Below are 25464 nucleotides of genomic sequence, written 5' to 3'. Positions count from 1 at the left end.
ACCGCGATGCGGGCTCCGGGACCCAGGCTGGCCGCACCGGCCCGCGACCCGCCAGGGACCTCCGTCAGCCGGACGGCGCCTGCCCGTAGAACACCCGCTCGACGACGCCGCGCGCCCGGCGGGTGGCCCGCCCGTAGTCGTCGAGGAACTGCCCCGGGTCGGCGTCCGGGCCGTAGCCGCTGGCGCGGGCCACGCCGGCCAGCTCCGTGCCCGGCCGCGGCAGCTGGTCGCTGGGCCGGCCACGGACCAGGAAGACCGCGTTGCGGGCCCGGGTGGCCAGTTCCCACGCCGTCCGCAGCGCGTCGGCGTGGTCGGCGTCGAGCAGCCCGGCCTCCCGCAGCGCCTCGAGCGCGCCCACGGTGGAGGGCACCCGCAGCGCGGGCACCTCGGCGGCGTGCTGCAGCTGCAGCAGCTGGACGGTCCACTCGACGTCGGCGAGCCCGCCGCGGCCGAGTTTGGTGTGCGTCTTGGGGTCGGCACCGCGCGGCAGCCGCTCCCGCTCCACCCGGGCCTTGATGCGGCGGATCTCGGCGACCTGACCGTCGTCGAGCCCCTCGGCCGGGTACCGGATGGGGTCGACCAGCTCGACGAACGCCGCCCCGAGCGCCTCGTCGCCGGCGACCGGGACCGCACGCAGCAGCGCCTGCACCTCCCAGACCGACATCCAGCGCTCGTAGTACTCGCGATAGGAGTCCAGGCTGCGCACCAGCGCGCCCTGCCGCCCCTCCGGGCGCAGGTCCGCGTCGACCTCGAAGGCCGGGTCGGGCGCCGGCTCGCCGAGCAGGCGGCGCAGCGTGTGCGCGATCGCGTTGGCCGCCGCGGTCGCCTTCGTGTCGTCCGCCCCCACCCGCGGCCGGTGGACGAACAGGACGTCGGCGTCCGAGCCGTAGCCCATCTCGCCCCCGCCGAGCCGGCCCATCCCGATCACCGCGACGTCGGTCGGGACGTCGGCCGGCTCGAGCCCGTCCTCGGCGGCGTACGCGCGGACCGCGGCGTCCAGCCCGACCCGGAGGGTGGCGACGGCGATGTCGGTGAGCGCCCGGCCGACCTGCTCGACGTCGAGCATGCCCAGCAGGTCGGCGGCGGCGACGCGGAGCAGCTCGGAGCGCCGCAGGCTGCGCAGCACCCGGACGCCGTCCTGCGGGTCGGCGGCGCGCCCGGCCGCCTGCCGCCACGCCCCGGCCAGCGCCGCCGCGGTGCGCGGCCGCAGCTCGTCGTCGGTGGCGAGGATCCGCAGCGCCTCCGGGGTGCGGGTGAGCAGCGAGGCGATGTACTGGCTGGAGCCGAGCAGCTGGGCCAGCCGCTCGGGGACCTGCCCCTCGTCGCGCAGCAGCCGCAGGTACCACTGGTTGCCGCCGAGGGCCTCGCTCACCTTCCGGTAGGCCAGCAGCCCGGCGTCGGGGTCGGCGCAGTCGGCGAGGGTCTGCAGCACGACCGGCAGCAGGTACTTCTGCATCGCCGCCGACCGGGACACCCCGCCGGTGAGGGCGGCCATGTGCCGCAGCGCACCGTCGGGGTCGGCGAAGCCGAGGGCCCGCAGCCAGTCGGCCGCCGCCTTCGAGCCCAGCTGCGCGGCCTCGGCAGGCACCTTGGCCACGGCCGACAGCAGTGGCCGGTAGAAGAGCTTCTCGTGCAGCCGGCGCACCTCGCGGGTGTGCAGCGCCAGCTCCGCGTCGAGGACGGCGACGGCGTCCCCGCGGGTGTCGGGCTTGTACCCCAGCGAGCGGGCCAGCCAGCGGCGCTGCTGCTCGTCGGTGGGCAGCAGGTGGGTGCGGCGCAGCCGGAACAGCTGCAGACGGTGCTCGACGGTGCGCAGGAAGCGGTAGGAGGCGATGAGGGTCGCGGCGTCGTCGCGCCCCACGTAGCCGCCGGCGGAGAGGGCCATGAGCGCCGGCAGCGTGCCGCCGACCCGCAGCCGGACGTCGACCCGCCCGTGCACCAGCTGCAGCAGCTGGACGGCGAACTCGACGTCGCGCAGCCCGCCGCGGCCGAGCTTGAGCTCCCGCTCGGCCTGCGCCGGGGGGATGTTCTCCAGCACCCGGCGACGCATCGCCTGCACCTCGGCGACGAAACCCGGGCGGTCGCCGGCCTGCCACACCATCGGGAAGAGCTCCTCGACGTAGGCGCGGCCGAGGTCGGGGTCGCCTGCGACGGGGCGCATCTTGAGCAGTGCCTGGAACTCCCAGGTGCTGGCCCACTGCCGGTAGTAGGCGGCGTGCCCGTTCAGGGTGCGCACCAGCGCGCCCGCCTTGCCCTCCGGGCGCAGGGCGGCGTCGACCTCCCAGGCCGCCTGGTGGCAGATGCGCATGAGCGCGGCGGCCACCCGGGTGGCGCTGCGGATCGCCGGCGCCTCCTCGTCCGAGGGGTCGACCGGCTCGGCGACGAAGACCACGTCGACGTCGCTGACGTAGTTGAGCTCCCGCCCACCGCACTTGCCCAGGCCGATGACCGCCAGCCGGCAGGCCGCGGCGTCGGCCGGCTGCTCGGCCACGGCGACGGCCAGGGCCGCGGTGATGACGGCGGCGGCGATGTCGGCCAGCTCCGCGGCGACGTCCTCGGCGGCCAGGCCCTCGCCGAGGTCGCGGCCGGCGACCGACAGCACGGCCCGCCGGTAGGCCCGCCGCAGGTCCGCGACCCGCTTCGGTGCGGCGTCGGGCGCGGCCCTGCCCAGGCGCACGCCCCACGGCGGGTCGTCGGGGTCGGCGCCGACGGCGACGAGCATCTGCCGCTCCAGCGCGTGGGCGGTCGGGCGCACGGAGCCCCGCCCGTCCCCGTCCAGGGCCGTCCAGTCGCCGGGGTGGGCGGCGAGGTGGTCGGCCAGGCCGGAGCTGGCGCCGAGCACGCCGAGCAGCCGGGCGCGCAGCAGCGCCGAGCCGCGCAGCCGGGCCAGGAGCGTGGCCGCCGAGCCGCCGCCGGGGTCGGCCCGGTCGAGGGCCTCGATCAGCCGGTGCAGCGAGAGCACCGCCAGGTCGGGGTCGCCGGTGCGCGCCAGCGCCGACACCACCGGGCCCGCCTCGGGGTCGGCCGGCTCGTTGCGCTCGAGGTCCCACAGGCCGATCTCGGGCTCGGACAGGATCCGGGCGGCTCGCTCGCCGTCGAGGAAGCCGAACCGCACCAGCCGGACCACCGCCCGGCGCGGGACCTCCCGCTGCTCGCTGGCCGTCACGGGCTCAGGCCGCCGCGCGGGCGCGGGTGCGCACGAGGTCGGCGAAGCGGCCGGCGAACGGCGCCCACACCTCCTCGAGGTCGGGGTGCACCGCGGCGGCTCGGGCACAGACGGTCTCCCGGTCCAGGCCGCTGGCGGCCACGCCGACCACGTCGCGCTCCGCCCACTCCGCGACGATCTCGGGGGTCGTCTCGATGTGGAACTGGATGCCGTAGACGTGCCGGCCGACGCGGAACGCCTGGTGCGGGTACATCGGGCTGCTCGCCAGCAGCGTGGCACCGGCCGGCAGCTCGGCGATCTCGTCGTGGTGGAACTGGATCACGTCGGGGCTCAGCGGCAGCGGCCGGAAGAGCGGATCGGCGTCCGCGGCGTCCCGCTTGGCGACCAGCAGGGCGCCGACCTCGGGCCCGTCGACGCCCGGGCGCACCAGTCCGCCGCCGACCTGGGCCAGCAGCTGCGCGCCGAGGCAGACGGCCAGCGTGGGGACGTCGGCCTGCAGCGCCTCGGCCAGGAGCTTGCGGACCCCCACGAGCTCCGGGCTGGTCGCCTCGTCGTCCGTCGCCGACTGTGGGCCGCCGAGCACCAGCAGCCCGTCGACCGCGTCCAGCGTCTGGGGCAGCTCGTCGCCGGTGCCGAGGTGCCGCTCGTCGAGCTCGAGCGCGGCGTCGCGCAACCACCCGGCGAGCCGGGCGGGCGGGTCGGTCTCGTGCGGGACGACGACGAGCAGGCGGGCCACGCGTCGAGGGTAGGTGAAGGACCTCGTCGCCTCCGGGGTGACGTGATGGAACGGCCTCGTCGCAGCGGTCCCCTGCCGAGCCTGCGAGGTGCGGGGGGCGACGAGGCCCTCCTACAGGCCCGGCAGGTAGGTGCTCAGCTCCCACGGCGTCACGTTGCGCCGGTAGGCGTTGAACTCCTCCCACTTGTTGCGCAGGAAGAACTCGAACACGTGCTCGCCGAGGGTCTCGGCGACCAGCTCGCTGCCCTGCATCGCGGTGAGCGCCTCGCCGAGGGACACCGGGAGGTCGTCGTAGCCGGCGGCCCGGCGCTCGGTGTCGGTCAGCGACCAGACGTCGTCCTCGGCCTCGGGCGGCAGCTCGTAGCCCTTCTCGATGCCGCGCAGCCCAGCGGCGAGCAGGACGGCGAAGGTCAGGTAGGGGTTGCACGCGGAGTCCGGCGAGCGGACCTCGACGCGGGCCGACTGCGCCTTGCTCGGCTTGTAGGAGGGCAGCCGCACCAGCGCGGAGCGGTTGGCCCGGCCCCACGTCACCGCCGTCGGGGCCTCGGTCCCGGCCAGCAGCCGCCGGTAGGAGTTGACCGTCTGGTTGGTGACGGCGGTGAACTCCTTGGCGTGGGTGAGCAGGCCGGCGATGAACTGCTTGCCGGTCGTCGACAGCTTCATCGGGTCCGACGGGTCGTGGAAGGCGTTGCGGTCGCCCTCGAACAGCGACAGGTGGGTGTGCATCGCCGACCCGGCCAGGTCGGTGAACGGCTTGGGCATGAACGTCGCGTGCACCCCCTGGGCCAGCGCGACCTCCCGGACGACGTGCCGCAGGGTCATGATGTTGTCGGCCATCGACAGCGCGTCGGCGTAGCGCAGGTCGATCTCCTGCTGCCCCGGCGACACCTCGTGGTGGCTGAACTCCACGGAGATGCCCATCGCCTCCAGCGCGAAGACCGCCTCGCGGCGGAAGTCGTGGGCGACGTTGTGGGTGGACAGGTCGAAGTAGCCGCCGGTGTCGGCCGGCTCGGGCGTGCGGCCGTCGGTCGGCAGGTCCTTGAGCAGGAAGAACTCGACCTCGGGGTGGGTGTAGAAGGTGAAGCCCATGTCGGCGGCCTTCGACAGCGCCCGGCGCAGCACGTGCCGCGGGTCGGCCCACGACGGGGAGCCGTCGGGCAGGGTGAGGTCGCAGAACATCCGCGCCGTGTCGCTGGGCCGCCCCTCGGTGGCCGGCATGACCTGGAAGGTCGCGGGGTCGGGCTTGGCCAGCATGTCGGACTCGTAGACCCGCGCGAAGCCCTCGATCGCCGAGCCGTCGAAGCCGATGCCCTCGGCGAAGGCCGCCTCGATCTCCGCCGGCGCCACCGCGACCGCCTTGAGGTAGCCGGAGACGTCGGTGAACCACAGCCGCACGAAGCGGATGTCGCGTTCCTCGAGGGTGCGCAGGACGAACTCCTGCTGCCGGTCCATGCTCGCCATGATCGCGTCCAGTCGTTTCCGGGGTGTGACGTCGCCCCAAGCCTGCCCCCTCGGGGTGCCCGACACACGAGGACCCGCCCTCCGACGTCCCCGGATCGCGCGGTCAGCCTGCCGCGAGATCGACCGGCGGGACGTCGGGGTCGGCCAGCCGGGCCGGGTCCACCGGACGGCGGGACCGGATCAGCGCCTGGACGTCGTCGGTGAGGTCCCACACGTTGACCGTCATCGCGGCGGTGACCCGGCCGTCCGCGGTCCAGAAGGCGGTGAACTCGCCGTCCTCCGGATCGCCGCGGCACACGAGGTCGTCCTCGGGCGAGGCCAGGCCGGAGTACTCCATGCCGAGCTCGTACTGGTCGGTGAAGAAGTAGGGCAGCCGGTCGTAGGGAGCCTCCGCGCCGAGCATGGACCGGGCGGCCGCCGGGCCCCCGTTGAGCGCGTTGGCCCAGTGCTCCACCCGCACGTGCCGCTCGTAGAACGGCGCGAACCACCGCGCCACGTCGCCGGCGGCGAACACGTCCGGCGCCGCCGTCCGCAGCCGCTCGTCGGTGACCACACCGTCGTCCACCTCGAGCCCGGCCGCGGCGGCCAGGCCGGTCTCCGGCGCCACGCCGATGCCCACCAGGACGAGGTCGGCGGGCAGCCCCTCGTGCCGGTCGGTGACGACCGAGGTGACCCGGCCGCCATCGCCCCGCAGCTCGCGGACCGTCTCCTCGGTGAACAGGTCCACGCCGTGGCCGCGGTGCAGGCGGGCGAAGTGGGTGCCCATCCGCCGGCCCAGGACGCCGAACAGCGGCGTGGGCTGCGGCTCGACGACGACCACGTCGTTGCCGTGGGTGCGCGCCGCCGCGGCCACCTCCATGCCGATCCAGCCGGCCCCGACCACCACGACCCGGCGTCCGCCCTCGGCCAGGTCGGCCTTCAGCCGGTCGGCGTCGGCGAGGGTGCGCAGGTACCGGACGCCGTCGAGGTCGGCGCCGGGCACCCGCAGCGGCCGCGGCGAGGCGCCGGTGGTCAGCAGCAGGCGGGCGTAGGGCAGTTCCTCCCCCGTGTCCAGCGTCAGCCGGTGCACGGCGGGGTCGAGGCGGGTGGCCCGCACGCCGGTGCGCAGGTCGACGTCGTGGGCGGCGTACCAGCCCTCGTCGTGGACGAAGGCCTTCCCGCGCTCGGCGGTCCCGAGCAGGTACTGCTTGGACAGCGGCGGCCGCTCGTACGGGCGCTCGGGCTCGGCGCCGACCAGCACGACCGGCCCGTGGAAGCCCTCCTCCCGCAGCGTCTCGGCGGCCTTGGCGCCGGCCAGCCCGGCACCGACGATCACGAACGGGTCCTGTGGGGGCACGGGTTCCTCCTCCCGGGCGGGGTTCAGGTGGTTCCGGTGAGCGCGAAGAACTCGGCACGGGAGCGCGCGTCGGAGCGCAGCGCGCCGTGCAGGGCGGAGGTGACGGTGCGGGCGCCCGGCGCGCGGACGCCGCGCAGCGACATGCACAGGTGCTCGGCCTCGATGACCACACCGACGCCGCGGGGGGCCAGGTGCTCCTGCAGCCAGTCGGCGACCTGCTGGGTCAGCCGCTCCTGCACCTGCAGGTCGCGCGCGAACAGCTCCAGCACGCGGGCCAGCTTGGACAGCCCGAGGATCCGTTCCCCCGGCAGGTAGCCGATGTGCGCGACCCCGGAGAACGGCAGCAGGTGGTGCTCGCACAGCGACTGCAGCGGGATGTCGCGGGCGATGACCAGCTCGTCGTAGCCCTCGTCGTTGGGGAAGCTGGTGAGCTCGAACGGCCGGCCGGTGAGCAGCTCGGCGAGGGACTCCGCCACCCGCCGCGGGGTGTCGGCCAGGTGCGGGGTCGACGGGTCGCGGCCCAGGGCCCGGAGCAGGGCAGCGACGGCGTCCCGCGCGGCCGGGAGGTCGACCGGCCCGCGCGGGTGGACCACCCGCAGCGGGGTGTCCCGCTGCGGGCCGGTCCCGACGACCTCCGCCGCGGTCACGCCGCCTCCCGGCCGGCGATCGGCTGCCGCGTCCGCGCCGGGGCGTACCGCGCCGCCAGGCGAGCGAGGGCCACCGCCGCGACGAGCAGACCGAAGTCACGCAGCGCGACGTCGTAGAACCCGGGGATCGTCAGCAGGTTCAGGATGATCCCGGCGAGCCACGCGGCGACCAGCCAGCCGCCGATCCGCGGCGCCACGGCGACCACGATCCCGGCGACGATCTCGACCACACCGACGGCGTACATGGCCTGCTGCGCGGTGCCGGGCACCAGGTCGTCGATCCACGGGGCGAGGTAACCGGGCCAGTCGGTGAGCAGGTTGGCGAACTTGTCCAGGCCGAACGCGATCGGTGCGACGGTGAAGACCGTCCGCAGCAGCACGAACGCCTGGTGGGCCGGGTCGACCGCCGAGGCGGTGTGAGACCGGTTGAGGTGGATCGTCATGGCGGACCCTCCTTCTAAGACCAACGATGGTTAGAAGTAGAGACCCGTGTCACATCCCTGTCAACGGAGGCCGATGCGGTGCCGCGGCCTCCAGGCGGACGCAGCAGAGGCCGGGCTCCGGCGCGAGGTGTGCGGTCAGGTCCGCGTCCGGGACCGCCTCGACGAGTCCGGCCAGCAGGTGCAGGTTCATGCCGCAGACCAGGTCGGTGTGCGCGGCGGCGAGGGCGTGGAACGGGCAGTTGGCCAGCACCACCGCGCCGTCGTCCCCGACCCGCGGCTCGAAGCCGTGCTCCTCCAGGACGCGCAGGACGGCGGCCCGCCCACCGTCGGTGGCGACCCCCTCCCCCAGCTCCCGCCCGCGTCGCAGGGCCCGTCGGCCCAGCACCTCGCGGGGGGCCTCACCCGAGGCGTCGGCCTCCTCGAGCGCCCCCGCGAGCAGTTCCCCGGCGAGGTCGTAGCGGCGTCCGGGCAGGGAGACCTCGACCGCGCAGTCCGCGCGCCGGTAGAGCTTGGCCGGGCGCCCCGCGCCCGGGCCGGTGCGGCCGGTGCGCCGCTCGAAGTGGACGTCGAGCAGCCCGTCGGCCACCAGCCGGTCGAGGTGGAAGGCCGTGGTGCCCCGGGGGACCCCCACGGCGGCCGCCGCCTCGTCCCGGCTCACCGGAGCCGGCTGCCGGACGACGTGCTCGTAGAGCCGGCGGCGGGTGGGCTCGGCCAGCGCGGCGACCGCGGCGACGTGGTCGGCCATGCCCGGGGATTCTAGGACCGATCTCGATCGGTGGAAGAGTCCTCGGCCTCCCCGAGCCGGGCGAGCAGGTGCTCCCGCAGCACCACGGCGCTGTTGTGCTCGCGGTCGCGGGCGCTGTACAGCAGGGTGACGTCGCCGGTGCGGGCGGCGTCGAGCAGCGGCCGGCACGCCTCCGGGGCGGCCCGCAGTTCGGCGAGGTAGCGGCGGCGGAACGCCGCCCAGCGCGCGGGCTCGTGGCCGAACCAGCGGCGGAGCTCCGTGCTGGGCGCGACCTCGCGCAGCCAGCCGTCGAGCGGCAGGTCGGCGCGGCGGACCCCCCGCGGCCACAGCCGCTCGACGAGGAAGCGCGGCCCCGGTCCGCGGACCGCGTCGGGGTCGTGGACCCGGGCGAGCCGGACTCCCACGGGGCCTCCTCAGTCGAGCGGCAGGGCCGCGAGCTCGGTCCGGCTGCTCACACCCAGCTTGGTGAAGACGTTGCGCAGGTGGAAGTCGACCGTGCGCGGGCTGACGAACAGCTGCGCCGCGACGTCGCGGTTGGACAGCCCCTGCCGCACCAGCCGCGTGACCTGCACCTCCTGCGCGGTGAGCTCGGTCGCCGGGACGCCGCCGTTCCGCCGCCGGGCGGTCTCCCCCGACGCGCGCAGCTCCTGGCGGGCCTGCTCGGCCCACGGCGCCGCCCGCAGGTCCTCGAAGGTCGCCAGCGCGGCCCGCAGGTGCGGACGGGCGTCGACCCGCCGCCGGTTGCGGCGCAGGAAGCGGCCGTAGGCGAGCTGGGTGCGGGCCTGCGCCGGCCGCCGCAGGGAGTTCTCGTGCGCGGCGAGCGCCGTCCGGAACTGCTCGTCGGCGTCCGCGCCGTCGGCGAGCACCGCCCGACCGTGCGCGGCGAGGGCGACCGCCCAGGCGGCGCCGGTCCCCTCGGCGTACGCCCCGAGGTCGTCGACCCACGCGCGCGCGGTCGCGGTCCGGTCGGCGCGCACGGCCGTCTCGATCCGGTCGAGCGCGGCCAGCTGCCCGCCGGGGATGGAGCGCAGCTGCTCGAGCGGGTGCAGCGCGGCCGCCGGGTCGGCCGCGTCGAGCAGCCCGCGGGTCCAGCGCGCGAGGTCGGTGACGATCTCGGTGACGATGCCCAGCGCGCACTCCGCGGCGACGGCCTCGAAGGCGGCCAGCTGCGCGACGGCCCGGTCGGTCTCGCCGCGCAGCGCCGCCAGGACGGCGAGGACCGCGGTGGGCCAGGCGGCGAGCACCGGCTGCCCGCAGTTCTGCGCCAGGGGGAGCGCCTCCCCGGCTCCGGTGGCCGCCGTGGCCCAGCGGCCGGTGGCCAGGTCCGGGATGCTCCGGCGGGTCAGGGCGTGCACGACCATCACCACGGCGCGCATGTCGCGGGCGGAGCGCAGCAGGCGGTCCTGCAGGCGCAGCGCGACCTCGTCGTCCCCGAGCGGCCACGCGGCGACGCCCAGGTTGAGCAGCAGGTCCTCGTCGGCGACGTCGTCGAGGTCGTCGGCCAGGTCGACGGCCGCGCGCAGGAACCGGGTGGACGTCGCCCAGTCCCGCCGCGGCACGGCGTGCAGCCCGCGGGTGAGCGCGACCAGGCAGCGGTCGCGGACGGGTGCGTCCGGACCCGCGTCGGGCAGCAGGGCGGTGGGGTCGACGGTGCTGCCCGAGCGGGCGCCGGAAGCGGCCAGCGCCGCGCCGAGCATGGCGAGGTCACCGGCCTGGCGGCGGTCGTGGGACGCCACCTCGGCGGCCGCGTCGAGCACCATGCGGTGCGCCTCGTCCGGCGACGCGGCGTGGAACTCCAGGTGCGCGCGCAGGCGGCGCAGGTCCGCGCGCAGCCCGGGGTCGGCTGTGAGGGCGAGCCCCGCGTCGACCAGGCCCGCGGCCCGCACCGACCGGGCGGCCCGCCAGGCGGAGAGCGCGGCGCGGTACAGCCGTCCGGCGCGGCCCTCCCCCGGCGGCGAGAGCTCGGCGGCCCGCTCCCACGCGGCCGAGGCGGCCTCGTGCCCGGCCCGGGCCACCGACCGCTCGGCGGCGGCGTCCAGCGCGGCGACGACACCCGCGTCCGGCTCCTCGACGGAGGCGGCGAGGTGCCAGGCGCGGCGGTCGGCGTCGTCCGGCCGGGTCAGGGCCGCGGCCAGGGCCCGGTGCGCCCGCCGGCGACCGGAGCTCGTGGCCGCGCCGTAGACCGCGGACCGCACCAGCGGGTGGCGCAGCTCGACCGCGCCGTCCCGGACCCGCAGCAACCCGGACCGCTCGGCGGTCTCCAGCCCGTCCTCGCCCGCTCCCAGGGCGGTGGCCGCCTGCCGGATGACCGCGGCCCGGCCGGAGTCGTCCGCCGCGGCCACCAGGAGCACCGACTGCGCCTCGGCGGGCAGTCGCCGGCAGCGGTCGAGGAAGGCCCGCTCCACGCCCTCGGTGAGCGGCAGCCGCTCGGGCAGAGGCGCCGCACCGGAGAGCTGGTCGGTGGTCAGCGCCTCGGCCAGCTCCACCAGCGCCAGCGGGTTGGCCCCGGTGCCGCCCAGCAGCGCGTCCCGGACCTCGGGGGGCACGGGCACCCCAGCCCGCTCGCTGAGCAGCGCGCCCGCCGCCTCGGCGTCGATGCCGCCGAGCTCGAGGGTCGGCAGGTCGCCGCTGTCGAAGGTGCGGACGTCGCCGGTACGGGCGGCGAACAGCAGGGCGACCCGCTCGTTCTGCAGCCGCCGCGCCGCGAAGAGCAGCGCCGCCGCCGACGCGTCGTCCAGCCAGTGGGCGTCGTCGACGACGGCCAGCACCGGAGCCTGCTCACCGGCCTCGGCCAGCACGCCGAGGACGGCGAGGAAGACCAGGAACCGGTCGGCCTCTCCCCCGGTGACCTCGCCGAATGCGGCCCGGAGGGCCTGCGCCTGGGGAGCGGGCAGCCGGTCGGTGCACGCGGCCACCGGCCGGAGCAGCCGCTGGAGCGCGGCGAAGGCCAGGGGCGACTCCGACTCGATGCCCTGGGTCCGCAGCACGGTGCGGTCCTCGGTGTCGGCCGCATCCGCCAGCAGCGCCGACTTGCCGACGCCGGGCTGCCCCCGCAGGACCAGGGCGCCGCCGCGTCCGGCAGCCGCGTCGGCCAGCAGGGCGGCCACCGCGGCCTGCTCCCGCTCCCTCCCCTGCAGCACCGGCCGAGCCTAGATCGGCCGCCCCAGGTCGCTCACGGGATCACGGCCCGGTGAGGACGCCGCCCGGTCGGGGTCGCACCGTGCCGACCGTCCGACCCCTGATCAGGTGAGACGAGGACCACATCCGGCCCGGGGAGAAGGGCCCTGGTCAGCGGCGGGCCGCCGGGCCAGGGTGCGGCATGACCACCCTCGTACCGGGCCGGGCGGCCGCGGCAGCCGACAGCCTCGCGCGCCAGCAGGCGCGCGTCGACCTCCTCTTGGCCCGCGCGGTCACCGGCGAGGGCTGGCGGGCGCGGCTCTCCCCCGACGACCGCGAGCGGCTGGTCCGCCTGGGGCACTTCCCCTCGTACTCCTCCGAGCTCGACTGGACACCGCGGGAGGTGGCCGGTCACCTGCGCGACAGCGCCCTGGTGTTCACCGAGCGCATCTACCGCCTGCGCACGCAGTCCGAGCCGTTGCTGGCCGACTTCGTCCCCGACGAGCCCGAGCGGGTGGCCGGCTACCGCGACGTGCCCCCGCTCCAGCTGCTCGAGCAGCTGCGGCGGGCGCAGGCGGCGCTGTTCGACAGCGTCGCCGGCCTCGGCCCCGCCGATCTCGACCGCGCGGGCGTCCACGAGGTGGACGGGCCGGTGACCCTCGGCGACCTGGTGGCGTTCCTCCCCGGACACCAGCGCGACCACGCCGACCAGCTGGCGGCCCTGCTCGGCAGGTGACGCCCGTCGGCGGCGGTCGGGCGGCGCCGCGGCGCATCTCCCGCCCGACCCCCGTGACCGTGACGGACCACGCGGCGACGGGAACTGATCCGCGCGTCCGCACGACCGCCGCGGGCCGGTCGGCGATCTAGCATGTGGGCGCCGTCACGAGGACGCCGCGGCCACGGGCGCGACCTGCGCGTCCGGCCCCGGCGCCGCCGGCGGAGGGCGAGATGGACGCCGTTCTGGCACTCCTGGCCATCGTCGTCGTCGGACTGCTCGTGCTGCTGGGCGCGAGCGTCCGGGTCGTCACCCAGTTCGAGCGGGGGGTGGTCCTGCGCTTCGGCCGGCTGCAGGGCGATCCCCGGCCGCCGGGCCTGACGTTCATCCGGCCCGCGGTGGACCGCATGCACAAGGTGAACATGCAGATCGTCACCATGCCGGTGCCCGCGCAGGAGGGCATCACCCGCGACAACGTGACGGTCAAGGTCGACGCCGTCGTCTACTGGCGCGTCTTCGACCCCGCCCGCGTGGTGATCGACGTGCAGAACTACCAGGCGGCGATCGGCCAGGTCGCCCAGGCGTCGCTGCGCTCGATCATCGGCAAGAGCGACCTCGACGACCTGCTGTCCAACCGCGAGCGGCTCAACCAGGGCCTGGAACTGATGATGGACAGCCCCGCCGTGGACTGGGGCATCCACATCGACCGGGTCGACATCAAGGACGTCGCGCTGCCGGAGACGATGAAGCGGTCGATCGCCCGGCAGGCCGAGGCCGAGCGCGAGCGGCGGTCCCGCGTGATCACCGCCGAGGGCGAGCTGCAGGCCTCGGAGAAGCTGGCCCAGGCGGCGCAGGTGATGAGCACCCAGCCCGCCGCGCTCCAGCTGCGGCTGCTCCAGACGATGGTCGAGGTGGCGGCGGAGAAGAACTCGACGGTCGTGCTGCCGTTCCCCGTCGAGCTGCTGCGCTTCCTCGAGCGCACCACTCCGGAGGGCCCCGCGCCCGGCGCCGTCAACGGCGTCCCGGCCCCGCGGCCGTCGCCCCCTGCCGTACCCGAGCCGAACTGACCCTGCCCCGCGTGGCCGGTGTGCCGGGTCGGCGACCAGACTGACCGGGTGACTGGACAGCAGGTACAGCTGCGCGTGGCCCTGGCCCAGGTCGACACCCGCGTCGGGGACCTCCCCGGCAACGCGGAACTGGTGGCCCGCTGGACGGCGCAGGCCGCCGAGGCCGGCGCGCACCTCGTCGTCTTCCCGGAGATGACCCTCACCGGGTACCCGCCCGAGGACCTCGTGCTCCGCGAGTCGTTCGCCGCCGCCAGCGAGCACGCCCTCGTCGACCTGGCCGCGTCGCTGGCCGACCAGGGCCTGGGCGGGACCGCCGTCGTCGTCGGCTACCTCGCGCACACCGAGGGCAGCGGCCCGGCACCGGTCGACGAGCCGCCCACCGACGACGACCGCCCGGCCGACGCCAACCCGCGCCGCGGCGCCCCGCGCAACGCCGCCGCGCTGCTGTACGGCGGCGAGGTCGTGGTCCGCTACTACAAGCGGCACCTGCCCAACTACGGCGTCTTCGACGAGGCGCGCTACTTCGTGCCCGGCACCGAGCTGCCCGTCGTCCGCCTGCACGGGGTCGACGTGGCGCTGACCGTCTGCGAGGACCTCTGGGTCGAGGGCGGCCCGTGCGGCGTCGCCGGCCAGGCCGGCGTGGACCTGGTCGTCTCCCCCAACGCCTCGCCCTACGAGCGGGCCAAGGACGACCTGCGGCTGCCGCTGGTCCGCCGCCGCGCCGCCGAGGCGCGCGCGAGCGTCGTCTACTGCAACCAGGTCGGCGGCCAGGACGAGCTGGTCTTCGACGGCGACTCGATGGTCGTCGCGCCGGACGGCGAGTTGCTGGGCCGGGCGCCGCAGTTCGTCGAGCACCTGCTCACCGCCGACCTGACCATCGACCCGTCGTCGGTCCCCGAGCGGCGCGAGGGCCGGATCGGGCCGATGACGGTCACCCGGCACGTGGTCTCCGAGGAGTCGGTGCCGGCGTTCGAGGCGCGCACCGCCTCGATCGTGCGACCGCTGGAGGACTGCGAGGAGGTCTGGCGGGCCCTGGTGCTGGGGCTGCGCGACTTCATCGACAAGAACGGCATGCCCTCGGTGGTGCTCGGCCTCTCCGGCGGCATCGACTCGGCGGTGTGCGCCGCGCTCGCCGTCGACGCCCTCGGCCCCGACCGGGTGTACGGCGTGGGCCTGCCCTCGAAGTACTCCAGCGAGCACTCGCTGGCCGACGCCGAGGACCTCGCCAAGCGGACGGGGCTGCACTACACCGTCGTCCCGATCGCGCCGATGGTCGACGCCTACCACGCGCAGGTGGACCTCTCCGGCGTCGCGGCCGAGAACCTCCAGGCGCGGGTGCGCGGCACGCTGCTCATGGGGCTGTCCAACCAGCACGGCCACCTGCTGCTCACCACGGGGAACAAGAGCGAGATCGCGGTCGGCTACTCGACGCTCTACGGCGACTCGGCCGGCGGCTTCGCCCCGATCAAGGACGTGCCCAAGACCCTCGTGTGGGAGCTGGCGCGCTGGCGCAACACCTACGCCCGCGGCCGCGGGGAGACCGAGCCCATCCCGCAGAACTCGATCGACAAGCCGCCGTCGGCCGAGCTGGCGCCGGGGCAGGTGGACACCGACTCGCTGCCGTCGTACGAGGAGCTCGACGCGGTCGTCGCCGACTACGTCGACCGCGACCTCGGGATGGCGCAGCTGCTCGAGCGCGGCCACGACCCGGAGGTGGTGGCGCGGGTGCTCCGCCTCGTGGACGCCGCCGAGTTCAAGCGCCGGCAGTCGGCACCGGGAACGAAGATCAGCCTGAAGGCGTTCGGCCGGGATCGGCGTCTGCCGATCACCAACCGCTGGCGGGAGAGCCTGCCCAGCGTCCGCGAGGGAGCGGCATCACACTCATGACGGAATCGGTGCTCTACGGCGGGACCTCGACCGCCCGGGTGCGCGTGCACCACCTGCAGCAGGCGAAGGAGCGCGGCGAGCGGTGGGCGATGCTCACCGCCTACGACACGGTGAGCGCGTCGGTGTTCGAGGAGGCCGGCATCCCGGTGCTCCTGGTGGGCGACTCCGGCGGGAACGTCGTCCTCGGCCTGGACAGCACGGTCCCGGTCACCGTCGACGACATCCTGCTGATGACGAAGGCGGTCACGCGGTCGACGCGACGCGCCCTGGTCGTCGCCGACCTGCCGTTCGGCAGCTACGAGGCCGGCCCGCAGCAGGCGCTGGCCACCGCCGTCCGGATGATGAAGGAGGGCGGCGCGCAGGCGGTGAAGCTCGAGGGCGGGACGCGAGTCGCGCCGCAGGTGCGGGCGCTGACCGAGGCCGGCATCCCGGTGATGGCGCACGTCGGCTTCACGCCGCAGAGCGAGCACGCGCTCGGTGGCTTCCGGGTGCAGGGCCGCGGCGCCGGTGCCGAGCAGCTGCTGGCCGACGCGCACGCCGTCCAGGAGGCCGGCGCTTTCGCCGTGGTCCTGGAGATGGTCCCGGCGGCGCTGGCCGCGCAGGTGACCAAGGAGCTGGCCATCCCGACGATCGGCATCGGGGCCGGGATCGACTGCGACGCCCAGGTGCTGGTCTGGCCGGACATGGCCGGGATGACCGGGGGACGTGTGCCGCGGTTCGTCAAGAAGTACGCCGACCTGCGGGCCGAGCTGCTGCGCGCGGCCCGCGAGTACGCCGACGACGTCCACACCGGGGCCTTCCCCGGCCCGGAGCACTCCTTCGACTGATCGTCCTCCGGACGATCGACCGCGGCCATCGGCCCCGCTGCAGGGTCCCGCCGCGAGCCTGCGAGCGGTGGGGGCAGCGGGGTCCTTCCTCACACGTCGGTGACGCGGATGCCGGCGTGCGCCTTGTACCGGCGGTTGACCGAGACGAGGTTGATGGTCAGCGCCTCGACCTGGCGGGCGTTGCGCAGCCGGCCGGCGTAGACCCCGCGCATGCCGGGCAGCCGGCCGGCCAGCGCCTGCACGGTGTCGGTCGCCTCGCGCACGTCGCCGACGACCATGACGTCTCCGTCGAGGACGGGCCGGGACAGGTCCTCGAGCAGGACGGCGGACAGGTGGTGGAACGCGCCCACCACCTGCGCGTCGGGCAGCAGCGCGGCCGCCTGCTGGGCGACCGACCCCTCGGGCACGTCCAGGACGTAGGCCCCCAGCTCGTCGAACGCCATCGGGACGACGCAGTCGACGACGACCTTCCCCGCCAGCGGCGTGGCCAGCTCGGCGAGGGTGTCGGCGTGCCCGGCGAACGGCACGGCGACGACCACCAGGTCCGCGGCGCCGGCGACGTCGACGTTCGACCCGCCCTGCACCGACACCTCGACGCCCCCGGCGGCGGCCGCGGCACGGCGGGCGACCTCCTCCGCCACGGCGGCGGCTCGCTCGGCGTCCCGCGAGCCCAGCAGCACCCGCTGGCCGGCCGCGGCCAGCCGCACCGCGAGCCCCCGGCCCTGCGGACCGGTGCCGCCGATCACCCCGACGACCAGGTCCTCCACCGAGCGTCCGTCCGTCACGTGGCCTCCTCCCGCGCCGCCGGACCGCCCGGCGTCCCTGGCCGATCATGCCGGGCGGGGGAGGCGGCCCCGTCCCGAGCCTCGCCCCGCTGGCGAGGGTGAGGAGGACGGCGGCCCCCTGCAGCGCCCCGCCGCGAGCTCGGGAGCGGTGGGGAGCAGGGGTCCTCCTTCAGTCCCCTTCCCAGGCGCGGTCCTCGGCGGTCAGCTTCTCCTCCCGCTCGGCCACCGACTGCAGCGCGTGCTCGGCCTCCTCACGGGTGGCGTAGGGACCGAGCCGGTGCCGCTCGGCACAGCCGTCCCGGTCCTCGACGGTGTGGTGCTTGAGGCAGTAGAACCACGGCCCCTGCGGCATGTGCGCCTCCTCGCGATCGCAGGCTGGGCACCTCACCCTGCCACCGTCAGACGTCGACCATCACCTGGTCGTGCCGGGCGTAGAACGCGGCCATCTCCTCCGGCGACAGCTGCCGTCCGCTGTTGCGCAGCTCGGCCATCTCGGCGAAGAACAGCTCGCGGGCGATGCCGGGCGCGAACAGGATGAGGAAGGAGGCCCGCTCCTCGCCGTCGTTGCGGAAGCCGTGCACGCCGCGTTCGGGCACCAGCGCGAAGTCGCCGGGACGGTGCGGGCGCCAGGTGCCGTCCGCGTAGACGGTCAGCTCCCCGGAGAGCACGTAGAAGGACTCCGAGAACGTGTGGTGGTAGTGCGGCGCCGCCCCGGAACTGTGCGGCGCGACGGTGTACTCGACGAGCCCGAACCGCCCGGCGGTCTCCGAGCCCGGGGCCACCATGCGCAGCGAGCTGGCCGGCCCGTTGGCGACCAGCGGGTGGTCGGTCAGCGTGCGGATGACGACCCGGCCGGGCTCGGGGTGCGACATGGCGGCCAGCCTGGCACCGGAGCGGACCGGCGTCGACCGAGCGCCGCTTCACGGAACTCGTCCGACTCGCGACGCGCAGCCACTCCCCGTGGACCCCCTCGGTAGGGCATCCTGCAGCGGTGACCGGGCGGCGACGCAACGACACCGACACACCGCGCCGCGCCTCCGGCACGGCGGTGAGCCGCGGACCGGAGCACCGGGTCGCCGTCATGACGCTGGCGATCCTCACCTTCCTCGGCGGGCTCGTCGGGTGCGTGACCCTGATGGTGGACGGCGCGGTGCACCCCGGGACCGCCCGCGTCTGGTACGCGGTCGTGATGCTGTCCTGCCTGGCCGTCTCCCTGCCTCTGGCGGTGCGGCAGCGGGCCGGCCCCTGGGCCACCTTCGGCGTGGTCCTCCTCGGCCACGTCGTGTACGTGGTCTCCGTCCTCAGCATCGAGGACCCCCGGCACGCGCCACCGCTGCTGCTGCTGTTCCCGTGCTTCGTCGCGGCCTGGTTCCTGGGCCCGTGGATGGTCGGCGTGAGCGTGCTGATGACCGTGCTCTCCAGCGGCATCGCGCTGACGCACGGCCCGGATGAGTCCCTGGTGGGGGTCCTCGTCCAGCTGGCGATCACCGCCGGGGTGCTCAACGGCGCGTCGCTCGGCGTCTACGTGCTGCGCCGCCGGGTGCAGCGGCTGCTGGAGGCCACACAGGCGCTGTCGAACCTCGACCCGCTCACGGGCCTGGCCAACCGGCGTTCGCTCGTCGAGCAGGCGCCGCGCGTGTGGCGCCAGGCCCGCCGTGAGGGGTCGCGGGTGGCGGCGATGGTGCTCGACCTCGACCACTTCAAGAAGCTCAACGACACCCACGGGCACGCCGCGGGTGACGCGGTGCTGCGCGCCGTCGCCACGGCCCTGTCGGCCACGGTCCGGCCCAGCGACGTCCTGGCCCGCATCGGGGGTGAGGAGTTGGTCGTGCTGGGCCTGGTCAGCGACTCCGCCGAGGCCTCGCGGCTGGCCGAGCGGCTCCGCGGCGCGGTCGCCGGCAGCCGCACCCCGGACCACCACGCGGTGACGGCGTCCATCGGCATGGCGCTGGTCCGGCCGGTCGACGGGGAGGACGCCGCCGACGCCATGTGGCGGCTCATCGACCGCGCCGACGGCGCCATGTACGAGGCCAAGCAGGCCGGACGGGACCGGGTGGTCGCCGTCCTCCCCCGCCAGCGCAGCGTGCGGCTGCACGACAACCACCCGCAGGAGGGCGCGCCCGCCGGCGAGCCGGCCTGACGCCGGTCCCTCCAGGGGCCGCACCGCTCGACCGGTGGGGACGCCGGGATTCTGGTTCCCTGTGTTGCGTGACCCTCGTCGCACCGGACCCGACGCGCACGGTGCCGATGCCGCTGCGCGTGCAGGCCGACGTCCGCGACCGGTGGCTCACCCAGCGGGTGCTGGACCTCCTGCCCGGGCTCATGGACCGCGCCGGCATCGACCTGTGGCTCGTGGTCGGCCGCGAGTACAACGAGGACCCCGTCCTGGCCACGCTCCTCCCCGCGACCTGGTTGTCGGCGCGGCGCCGCACGGTCCTCGTGCTGCACCGCAGCGACGACGGCGTCACCGCGGTCGCGGTCTCCCGCTACCCCGTCGGCCAGTTCCTGCCCGCGTGGTCCCCCGAGGACGACGGCGCACCCGCCACCGAGGCGGCGCAGTGGGCGGAGGTGCGCCGCCTCGTGGAGCAGGCCGACCCCGGTCGCATCGGGATCGACGTGTCGGCCGACTTCGCGCTGGCCGACGGCCTCTCGCACACCGAGCACCGGCTGTTGACCGAGGCCCTGGGCCCCTTCGCGGAGCGGCTGGTGTCGGCCGAGGACCTGGCGGTCGGCTGGCTGGAGACCCGGCTGCCGGAGGAGATCGCCGCGCTCGACGGGCTCAACCGGCTGGCCCGCACGGTGGTCGAGGAGGCCTTCTCCCCCGCCGTCCTGACCGTGGGCGAGACGGCCGCCACCGACCTGGCCTGGTGGCTGCGGCAGCGGTTCGCCGACCTCGGCGTCGGGCCCTGGTTCCACCCCGTGGTCGACGTCCAGCGGGCCGGGGTGCCGCCGGCCGCGGAGCGCGGCGCGCTGCTGCCCGCCGTCCCCTACGACGTGCCGGTCGAGCCCGGCGACCTCGTGCACTGCGACGTCGGCCTGTCCAGCCTCGGGCTGAAGACCGACAGCCAGCGCAACGGCTACGTCCTGCGGCCGGGCGAGACCGAGGCACCGGCGGGGCTGCGGTCGGCTCTGGCGACGGGCAACCGGCTGCAGGACCTCACCACCGCGCACCTCGTCGTCGGCCGCACCGGCAACGAGGTGCTGGCCGCCGCGCGCGCCGCCGCCGCGGCCGAGGGCATCGACGGGGACGTCTACTCCCACCCCGTCGGCTTCCACGGGCACGGCGCCGGCCCGGTGATCGGCATGTGGGACGACCAGCGCGGCGTCCCCGGCGCCGGGGACCGCGTGCTGCACCCGGACACCGTCTACGCCCTCGAGCTCTGCGTCCGCGTGCCGGTGCCGGAGTGGGGCGGCCAGCCCGTGCGCATGGCGTTGGAGGAGGGCATCGCGCTCACCGACGAGGGCGTGACCTACCTGGGCGACCGGCAGACCGAGCTGCTCCTCATCCCGACCGGCTGAGCCTCACCCTGCCCGGGCTCGGCGCGTCTCTGATCTGCTGCGGAACCGCGAACGGCAAGCTCGTCGAAACTGGCATCGCGTCCTCAGAATGGCAGCACCGGCGGGGGCGCGGCCCACATCGAGATCCACCGCGCCGTGCACCCCACTGCTCGGAGCAGAGTGGGAAGTCGTCCCCACAAGGGGGGTGTCGAATTCATGTGGATTCGAAGGTCTGTGCGAATGTTCTCGCATGAGCACCACGCCCCCCGACGGCGCCCCAGAACAGGACGCGTCCGGAGCGCCGACCGAATCCGCCCGGAACGGCCATGCGACCGCACTCACCACTCCGGCTGCAGGCTGGTATCCCACGCCCTCGGGGGGTCAGCAGTACTGGGACGGCGAGACGTGGCTCGCACTACCCCCTCCCATTGACACAGCCGGGCCGAGCTCGGGCCTTCGTGAACCCGACTCGGGCCCGAAGAACCGGCGGATCGTCAAGTGGCTCTTGATGGCCGGGGGCGCTCTGCTGGTCCTGGGTCTCATCGGGGGCGGTATCGCCTGGAAGGTCGCGGACAACGCACGACAGGCCGAGGCCGCCGCCGAGGCCGCGGCTGAGAAGGCCGCGACCGAGGAGCGCGAGAGGCAGGAGCGTCGAGAAGCCGCCGCTGCCGCCGCTCAAGAAAGACGAGACGAAGCGGAACGCGCGGCGCGGCGGACCTCCGTCACGGAGATCGAGGCAAGCGTCAAGAAGATGGCCGAGGAACACGCGGCCGACGGAGTCATCGACGGCCCGATCATCGAGGTGAGTTGTTCCCCGGTCGGTGGCGGTTCGACCGACGACCTCACCGAGCAGACGACCGTTTTCGAGTGCTTTGCGGCCAACGAGGACAACGGCGACGGAACGATGAGTGGGTACACGTACAACGCGACGATGAACTGGTCCACCGGCTCCTACACCTACGGCCTCGGCGCACCGTAAAGGGTCACGCAAGCGCGAAGCAGAGCCTGACGATCCGGTCGAGCCCGTTCTCGACCGGATCGTCCTCAGCGCACACCACGACCACATCGAGCCTGGATTCGTGATCGGCGCCCGTTTCAGCACGTCGTCGACACGTGTCGACCACTGAGGCTGGACTAGCGGCGGCTCTTGGCCGTCTCTCGGTCGTTCGCCTTCTGGATGGCGTCGACGAGCTCGTCCTTGGTCATCTTCGACCGACCGGAGACGTCGAGCTCCTTCGCGACCTCCATGAGGTGCTCCTTGGAGGCGTTGGCGTCGACGCCGCCCTTGGTCTCCCGCTTCGTGTCCCGGCCACCCTCGGCCTGCCGGTCCGAGGGCCCCTTCCGGCCGCCCTCCTTGGGCTCCCAGTGGTCGCCGACCTTCTCGTGGGTGTGCTTCACCGCGGCCCACGCCACCTGGTTGGCCCGGCGCTCGTCGTCGTAGGAGTCCATCGCCGAGTCGTGCGCCTTGGCGAAGGTCCGCTGCGCCTTCTCGTCGGACCGCTCCAGCGTGCTCGGGATCTCGTCCTTCTTGGCCTTCCCGCTCTTCGTCGTCTTGGGCATGACCTGCACGTACCCCGTCACGACTGCACGATCACACGCGCAGGAACGGGACCAGCGCCGCGACCAGCTCCTCCGGCGCCTCCTCGGCGACGTGGTGGCCGCTGTCGATCGGTCCGCCGCCGCGCAGGTCGTCGGTCCAGTCCGCCCAGATGGTCCGCGGGTCGCCGTGCAGGTCCTCGAGGTCGTCGCGGGCCGACCAGAGCACCAGCGTCGGGCAGGCGACCCGCCGTCCGGCGGCGCGGTCGGCCTCCTCGGCGGCACGGTCGACGGTCAGACCGGCCCGGTAGTCCTCGAGCATGGCCCGCACGGTGGCGGGGTCGGCGATCGCGCGGCGGAAGTCGGCGTGGTTCTCCGGCCCCATGCGCTCGGCCCGGCCGGGGGCGAGCGCGCCGTACCAGGCGTCGGGGTCGGCGCCGATGGCCCGCTCGGGCTTGTCGGGCTGGGCGAAGAAGAACCAGTGCCACCACGCGGCGGCGAACCGGGCGTCGGCGCGGTCGAGGTGCTCGACGATCGGGATGCAGTCGGCGACGGCCAGGTGGGTGACCGCCGCGGGGTGGTCCAGCGCCGTCCGCAGGGCCACGTAGCTGCCCCGGTCGTGCCCGACGACGGCGAACCGGTCGTGGCCGAGGGAGCGCATCAGCGTGACCACGTCGCCGGCCATCGCCCGCTTCGACGCCTGGGCGTGGTCGTCGGCCGGCGGCGGCGCCGTGGACTGCCCGTAGCCGCGCAGGTCGGGGCAGACGACGGTGTGCCCGGCCGCGGCCAGCCGCGGAGAGACCCGGTGCCAGGTGGTGTGGGTCCGCGGGTGGCCGTGCAGCAGGACGACCGGTGGCCCCGACCCGCCGCACCGCACCCGCAGCGTGACGCCGCCGGCCACGTCGACCCGCTGCTCGGCGAACCCTGCGAAGAACCCCACCGGCTCAGTCGGCGCGGAACCGGGCCCAGTACGCCCGCTCGGCGTCGGTCATGGTCCGGCTGGCGTCGGCGGCGAAGTCGAACAGCACCATGACGACGTCGGCGCGGATGGCGACCCGGTCGTCCTGCACCAGTTCCTGCCGCACGGTGATCGACTTCGTCCCCAGGCGGGTCACCCAGCTGCGCACGCACAGCCGCTCCCCCGCCCGGTAGTACAGCTGGCGCAGGTAGTCGACCTCGAGCCGGGCGAGGATCAGGCCCCGGTCACCGGAGTCCCCCTCCGCCATCGCCAGCCGCGCGTCCTCGAGCAGGCTCAGCGCCCGGGCGTGGTTGACGTGGCCGAGGGAGTCGGGATCCGACCAGCGCAGCTGGACCGGGTGCTCGTGGACGCCGCTCAGGGCAGGTCCGCCGTGTCGGACGACTGCCGGTGGCCACCCTGGGCGTCGTCCGGATCGGTGTGGACCGTCCGCTCCTCGGACTCGGCCAGGATCACCTCGGCCGCCACCTCCTCCATGCCGCTGCCCTGGAGCCCCTCCTCCTCGGGCAGCAGCTGCGAGCGGGTGCGGACGTTCTCCTCGGTGACGTTGGCCAGCGCCTCCGGGCTGGGCTCCTTGTTCGTGGTCATCTCAGAACCGCTCCTGCTCGGTGCCGATGCCCAGCGCGCGGGCGACGTCCTGCACGTTGGCGAACTGCTGCCCGGAGGGCAGCCGGCGCAGGTCGGCCACCACCCGGTCCGGCGCGTTCGCCTCCTCCGCCTTGGCGACGAGGGTGTCCCGGTCGGCGGGCCACACCTCCTTGCCGAGCACCTCGGCCAGCGCGGCGCGGTGCTCGACGTCCCCCGGCGACGTGCCGGGTGCGGTGGCCGGCTGGTGCGGGTCGCTCATTGTGGGCTCCTCCTCGGTCGGGGACGCGGTCACTGCGGGGAGGGCGTCGAGTCGTCGGTGTACCGGAGGACGGCGGCCACGGGGATGCCGTCCGGCATGGCCGAGCGGGGCACCACGACGACGGCGGCGCTGCTGGCGACGGCGGCGGCGAGCAGCGCCCGCTCGGCCGGGACGACGGTGCCCTGGGTGCCCAGCGCGTCCATGTCGTGCTGGTCGACCCCCAGCTCCAGGGCGGAGTTGCCGACGAGCAGCGTGTCGTCGGTGTCCTGCTGGTCGGCGAGGACCAGGGTCTCGACCTGCCCCTTGCGCAGGGCCTCCACCACCGACGCCTTGCCGGTCACCGCCAGGCCGTGCGCGCCGGCCGCGGCGATCTTCTCGACGGTCTCCGCCTCCTCGTGGGCCTCGTGCTCGGCCACGAGCTCGGCAGCGCGCCGGTCCACCGGCTCCCGGTCGGCACCGGCGGCGCGCCCGCCCTCGTCCATGGAGACGACGAGGTCCTTCCACGAGTCGCCGGCCCGGTCGGTGAGGATCTGCCGGGCCCGGACGTCACCGGCGACCAGCACGAACCTCGGCTGCAGCCGGCGCACCAGCGAGGAGATCCGCTCGGCGACGTTGTCGGCGTTGTGCACCCACTTGTTCTCCGCGTTGTGCTGGTAGCGGTGGTGCGCCCAGCCGCCGCCGGGGAACTTCCGGATCTGGAAACTGTCGCCCTCGACCTCGTCCTCGATCTCCGGGCGGCCGGCGAGGGTGGCCACCGAGATGTCGGCGCCGACGCGATCGGTGACCACGACGACGTGCGGCACCCGCCCGGGCAGCTGGCGCAGGACCGGCAGGAGGTTGGGGGTGGGCGACCACTCGGCCACCTCCTGCCGCGGCGTGTCGATCAGCGGCTGGTCCAGGACGACGGTGCCGTCGGCGGCCACGATCAGGGCCCGCCCTCGGAGGGTGGCGACGTCCCCGCCGTCGTTCGCCTCGAGCAGGCGGCCGCGGACCGCCTCGACGACCGCCTCCGGCGCGCCCTGCTCGCCGAGTCGCTCGGCGACGGCGCGGACCCGCAGCTCGACCTCGGTGTCGGCGCTCTCGGTGGTGTGCGTGACGTCGGCACACACGGTGGCGTAGGGCCCGGAGGCGGTGAAGACGGGCGCCAGGAAGGACACGTCCATGAGGTGGGGACCACTCCTCGATCGCTGTCGATGACGAACTGCGAGGCCCGCGGTGGGGCGCTCCCGCCTCCGCCGCCTACCCAGCGACCGTGGCCTCACACCCGGTGTCGGATCCGCGGGAACGGGTAGGCGGCCCCCCATGACCGAGCACGACCAGCTGCCGCTGCCCGACTACGACCATCTCCCGGTGGAGGGGCTCACCTCGCGGATCCGCACGCTCGACGCGGCCGGCGTCGAGACGCTGCTGGAGTACGAGCGCGCGCACGCCAACCGGCTGCAGGTGGTGACGATCATGGAGAACCGGCTGTCCGCGCTGCGAGAGGGCGCCCAGCCGTCCGGGGGCGACCCGGCCGCCGCGGCCGCCGACGACCCGGTGCACGCCGCGGCCGGCTCGAAGGTCTCCGAGGCCACCACCGGCCCGGCCATCAACCCGCCGTCCGCGGGTGACCCGACCAACCCGGCCCAGCCCCGCTCCACCGGCTGACCCCCGACGAGCGGAGTGCAGGAAGAGA

General features: G+C 75.0%; 26 protein-coding genes. 8 read left to right on the top strand and 18 right to left on the bottom strand.

What is annotated here, in order from left to right:
- Positions 1-64: 64 nt before the first annotated feature.
- The 9 genes from ACI782_RS11770 to ACI782_RS11730 all read right to left on the bottom strand — a co-directional run bounded on the left by ACI782_RS11770 (position 65) and on the right by ACI782_RS11730 (position 11674).
- The gene (locus ACI782_RS11770; protein WP_456909305.1) at positions 65-3166 is read right to left on the bottom strand and encodes a bifunctional [glutamine synthetase] adenylyltransferase/[glutamine synthetase]-adenylyl-L-tyrosine phosphorylase; all 3102 of its coding nucleotides are present in this window, start codon (positions 3164-3166) and stop codon (positions 65-67) included.
- A 4-nt stretch (positions 3167-3170) separates the two neighbouring features.
- Positions 3171-3902: a type 1 glutamine amidotransferase gene (locus tag ACI782_RS11765; protein WP_456909303.1), complete on the bottom strand. Its 732-nt coding sequence runs from the start codon at positions 3900-3902 to the stop codon at positions 3171-3173.
- 111 nt (positions 3903-4013) lie between these two features.
- Positions 4014-5354, bottom strand: coding sequence for a glutamine synthetase family protein (locus tag ACI782_RS11760; RefSeq protein WP_456909301.1), 1341 nt, complete (start codon positions 5352-5354; stop codon positions 4014-4016).
- Positions 5355-5466: 112 nt separating this feature from the next.
- Positions 5467-6699 (bottom strand): NAD(P)/FAD-dependent oxidoreductase, encoded by a 1233-nt coding sequence (locus ACI782_RS11755; protein WP_456909299.1) that lies wholly within the window; start codon positions 6697-6699, stop codon positions 5467-5469.
- Positions 6700-6722: 23 nt separating this feature from the next.
- A complete protein-coding gene (gene folE, locus ACI782_RS11750) occupies positions 6723-7346 on the bottom strand; it encodes a GTP cyclohydrolase I FolE (RefSeq protein ID WP_456909297.1) in 624 nt (207 codons plus the stop codon).
- On the bottom strand, positions 7343-7789 hold the full coding sequence (locus ACI782_RS11745) for a hypothetical protein (protein WP_456909295.1): 447 nt from the start codon (positions 7787-7789) through the stop codon (positions 7343-7345). The genes folE and ACI782_RS11745 overlap by 4 nt, the downstream gene beginning before the upstream one ends.
- A gap of 49 nt (positions 7790-7838) precedes the next feature.
- A complete protein-coding gene (locus ACI782_RS11740; RefSeq protein ID WP_456909293.1) occupies positions 7839-8534 on the bottom strand; it encodes a helix-turn-helix transcriptional regulator in 696 nt (231 codons plus the stop codon).
- Positions 8535-8545: 11 nt separating this feature from the next.
- Positions 8546-8938: a DUF488 domain-containing protein gene (locus ACI782_RS11735; RefSeq protein ID WP_456909291.1), complete on the bottom strand. Its 393-nt coding sequence runs from the start codon at positions 8936-8938 to the stop codon at positions 8546-8548.
- 9 nt (positions 8939-8947) lie between these two features.
- Complete coding sequence (locus tag ACI782_RS11730) at positions 8948-11674, bottom strand: AAA family ATPase (RefSeq protein ID WP_456909289.1); 2727 nt, start codon at positions 11672-11674, stop codon at positions 8948-8950.
- Between the two features lie 179 nt (positions 11675-11853).
- Between ACI782_RS11730 and ACI782_RS11725 the strand changes: the two genes are divergently transcribed.
- From ACI782_RS11725 to panB, 4 genes are all read left to right on the top strand, one after another.
- Positions 11854-12387, top strand: a complete 534-nt coding sequence (locus tag ACI782_RS11725; protein ID WP_456909287.1) for a DinB family protein — start codon at positions 11854-11856, stop codon at positions 12385-12387.
- Between the two features lie 212 nt (positions 12388-12599).
- Positions 12600-13433 carry a slipin family protein gene (locus tag ACI782_RS11720; RefSeq protein WP_456909285.1) on the top strand — a complete coding sequence of 278 codons (834 nt, stop codon included), beginning with the start codon at positions 12600-12602 and terminating at the stop codon, positions 13431-13433.
- 48 nt (positions 13434-13481) lie between these two features.
- Complete coding sequence (locus ACI782_RS11715) at positions 13482-15320, top strand: NAD+ synthase (RefSeq protein ID WP_456909283.1); 1839 nt, start codon at positions 13482-13484, stop codon at positions 15318-15320.
- Positions 15317-16147 carry a 3-methyl-2-oxobutanoate hydroxymethyltransferase gene (gene panB / locus ACI782_RS11710; RefSeq protein ID WP_456909282.1) on the top strand — a complete coding sequence of 277 codons (831 nt, stop codon included), beginning with the start codon at positions 15317-15319 and terminating at the stop codon, positions 16145-16147. Before ACI782_RS11715 ends, panB begins: the two co-directional genes overlap by 4 nt.
- A gap of 89 nt (positions 16148-16236) precedes the next feature.
- On the opposite strand, the gene npdG is transcribed toward panB, so the two are convergent.
- The 3 genes from npdG to ACI782_RS11695 form a co-directional block, all read right to left on the bottom strand.
- A complete protein-coding gene (gene npdG, locus ACI782_RS11705) occupies positions 16237-16932 on the bottom strand; it encodes an NADPH-dependent F420 reductase (protein WP_456909280.1) in 696 nt (231 codons plus the stop codon).
- 169 nt (positions 16933-17101) lie between these two features.
- Positions 17102-17284, bottom strand: a complete 183-nt coding sequence (locus ACI782_RS11700; protein WP_456909278.1) for a hypothetical protein — start codon at positions 17282-17284, stop codon at positions 17102-17104.
- Positions 17285-17330: 46 nt separating this feature from the next.
- A complete protein-coding gene (locus ACI782_RS11695; protein ID WP_456909276.1) occupies positions 17331-17804 on the bottom strand; it encodes a cupin domain-containing protein in 474 nt (157 codons plus the stop codon).
- 119 nt (positions 17805-17923) lie between these two features.
- On the opposite strand from ACI782_RS11695, the gene ACI782_RS11690 reads away from it, so the two are divergent.
- The 3 genes from ACI782_RS11690 to ACI782_RS11680 all read left to right on the top strand — a co-directional run bounded on the left by ACI782_RS11690 (position 17924) and on the right by ACI782_RS11680 (position 21409).
- A complete protein-coding gene (locus ACI782_RS11690) occupies positions 17924-19072 on the top strand; it encodes a diguanylate cyclase domain-containing protein (protein ID WP_456909274.1) in 1149 nt (382 codons plus the stop codon).
- A 68-nt stretch (positions 19073-19140) separates the two neighbouring features.
- Complete coding sequence (locus ACI782_RS11685; protein WP_456909272.1) at positions 19141-20451, top strand: M24 family metallopeptidase; 1311 nt, start codon at positions 19141-19143, stop codon at positions 20449-20451.
- Between the two features lie 229 nt (positions 20452-20680).
- Positions 20681-21409 carry a hypothetical protein gene (locus ACI782_RS11680; protein ID WP_456909270.1) on the top strand — a complete coding sequence of 243 codons (729 nt, stop codon included), beginning with the start codon at positions 20681-20683 and terminating at the stop codon, positions 21407-21409.
- A gap of 155 nt (positions 21410-21564) precedes the next feature.
- Here the strand turns inward: ACI782_RS11680 and ACI782_RS11675 are convergent, their stop codons facing one another.
- The 6 genes from ACI782_RS11675 to ACI782_RS11650 are packed head-to-tail and all read right to left on the bottom strand — an operon-like array spanning position 21565 to position 24952.
- Positions 21565-22011 carry a ChaB family protein gene (locus tag ACI782_RS11675; RefSeq protein ID WP_456909269.1) on the bottom strand — a complete coding sequence of 149 codons (447 nt, stop codon included), beginning with the start codon at positions 22009-22011 and terminating at the stop codon, positions 21565-21567.
- Positions 22012-22021: 10 nt separating this feature from the next.
- Positions 22022-22906 carry an alpha/beta fold hydrolase gene (locus tag ACI782_RS11670; RefSeq protein ID WP_456909267.1) on the bottom strand — a complete coding sequence of 295 codons (885 nt, stop codon included), beginning with the start codon at positions 22904-22906 and terminating at the stop codon, positions 22022-22024.
- A 4-nt stretch (positions 22907-22910) separates the two neighbouring features.
- On the bottom strand, positions 22911-23273 hold the full coding sequence (locus ACI782_RS11665) for an acyl-CoA thioesterase (protein ID WP_456909378.1): 363 nt from the start codon (positions 23271-23273) through the stop codon (positions 22911-22913).
- Between the two features lie 26 nt (positions 23274-23299).
- A complete protein-coding gene (locus ACI782_RS11660; RefSeq protein ID WP_456909265.1) occupies positions 23300-23530 on the bottom strand; it encodes a hypothetical protein in 231 nt (76 codons plus the stop codon).
- Position 23531: 1 nt separating this feature from the next.
- Positions 23532-23789: a DUF2795 domain-containing protein gene (locus tag ACI782_RS11655; RefSeq protein ID WP_456909263.1), complete on the bottom strand. Its 258-nt coding sequence runs from the start codon at positions 23787-23789 to the stop codon at positions 23532-23534.
- A 29-nt stretch (positions 23790-23818) separates the two neighbouring features.
- Positions 23819-24952 (bottom strand): baeRF2 domain-containing protein, encoded by a 1134-nt coding sequence (locus ACI782_RS11650; protein WP_456909261.1) that lies wholly within the window; start codon positions 24950-24952, stop codon positions 23819-23821.
- 139 nt (positions 24953-25091) lie between these two features.
- On the opposite strand from ACI782_RS11650, the gene ACI782_RS11645 reads away from it, so the two are divergent.
- A complete protein-coding gene (locus ACI782_RS11645) occupies positions 25092-25436 on the top strand; it encodes a hypothetical protein (protein WP_456909259.1) in 345 nt (114 codons plus the stop codon).
- Positions 25437-25464 lie beyond the last annotated feature (28 nt).

The sequence above is a fragment of the Geodermatophilus sp. SYSU D00703 genome (genome assembly GCF_054050155.1).
This window is presented reverse-complemented; position numbering and strand designations above follow the sequence as displayed.

Bases quoted from the DNA above. Each gene is read 5' to 3' on its own strand.
- ACI782_RS11725 (WP_456909287.1), top strand. From the start codon at position 11,854: ATGACCACCCTCGTACCGGGCCGGGCGGCCGCGGCAGCCGACAGCCTC.
- ACI782_RS11650 (WP_456909261.1), bottom strand. From the start codon at position 24,952: ATGGACGTGTCCTTCCTGGCGCCCGTCTTCACCGCCTCCGGGCCCTAC.
- ACI782_RS11645 (WP_456909259.1), top strand. From the start codon at position 25,092: ATGACCGAGCACGACCAGCTGCCGCTGCCCGACTACGACCATCTCCCG.
- panB (WP_456909282.1), top strand. From the start codon at position 15,317: ATGACGGAATCGGTGCTCTACGGCGGGACCTCGACCGCCCGGGTGCGC.
- ACI782_RS11720 (WP_456909285.1), top strand. From the start codon at position 12,600: ATGGACGCCGTTCTGGCACTCCTGGCCATCGTCGTCGTCGGACTGCTC.
- ACI782_RS11680 (WP_456909270.1), top strand. From the start codon at position 20,681: ATGAGCACCACGCCCCCCGACGGCGCCCCAGAACAGGACGCGTCCGGA.
- ACI782_RS11760 (WP_456909301.1), bottom strand. From the start codon at position 5,354: ATGGACCGGCAGCAGGAGTTCGTCCTGCGCACCCTCGAGGAACGCGAC.
- ACI782_RS11700 (WP_456909278.1), bottom strand. From the start codon at position 17,284: ATGCCGCAGGGGCCGTGGTTCTACTGCCTCAAGCACCACACCGTCGAG.
- ACI782_RS11660 (WP_456909265.1), bottom strand. From the start codon at position 23,530: ATGACCACGAACAAGGAGCCCAGCCCGGAGGCGCTGGCCAACGTCACC.
- ACI782_RS11740 (WP_456909293.1), bottom strand. From the start codon at position 8,534: ATGGCCGACCACGTCGCCGCGGTCGCCGCGCTGGCCGAGCCCACCCGC.
- ACI782_RS11695 (WP_456909276.1), bottom strand. From the start codon at position 17,804: ATGTCGCACCCCGAGCCCGGCCGGGTCGTCATCCGCACGCTGACCGAC.
- ACI782_RS11745 (WP_456909295.1), bottom strand. From the start codon at position 7,789: ATGACGATCCACCTCAACCGGTCTCACACCGCCTCGGCGGTCGACCCG.
- ACI782_RS11655 (WP_456909263.1), bottom strand. From the start codon at position 23,789: ATGAGCGACCCGCACCAGCCGGCCACCGCACCCGGCACGTCGCCGGGG.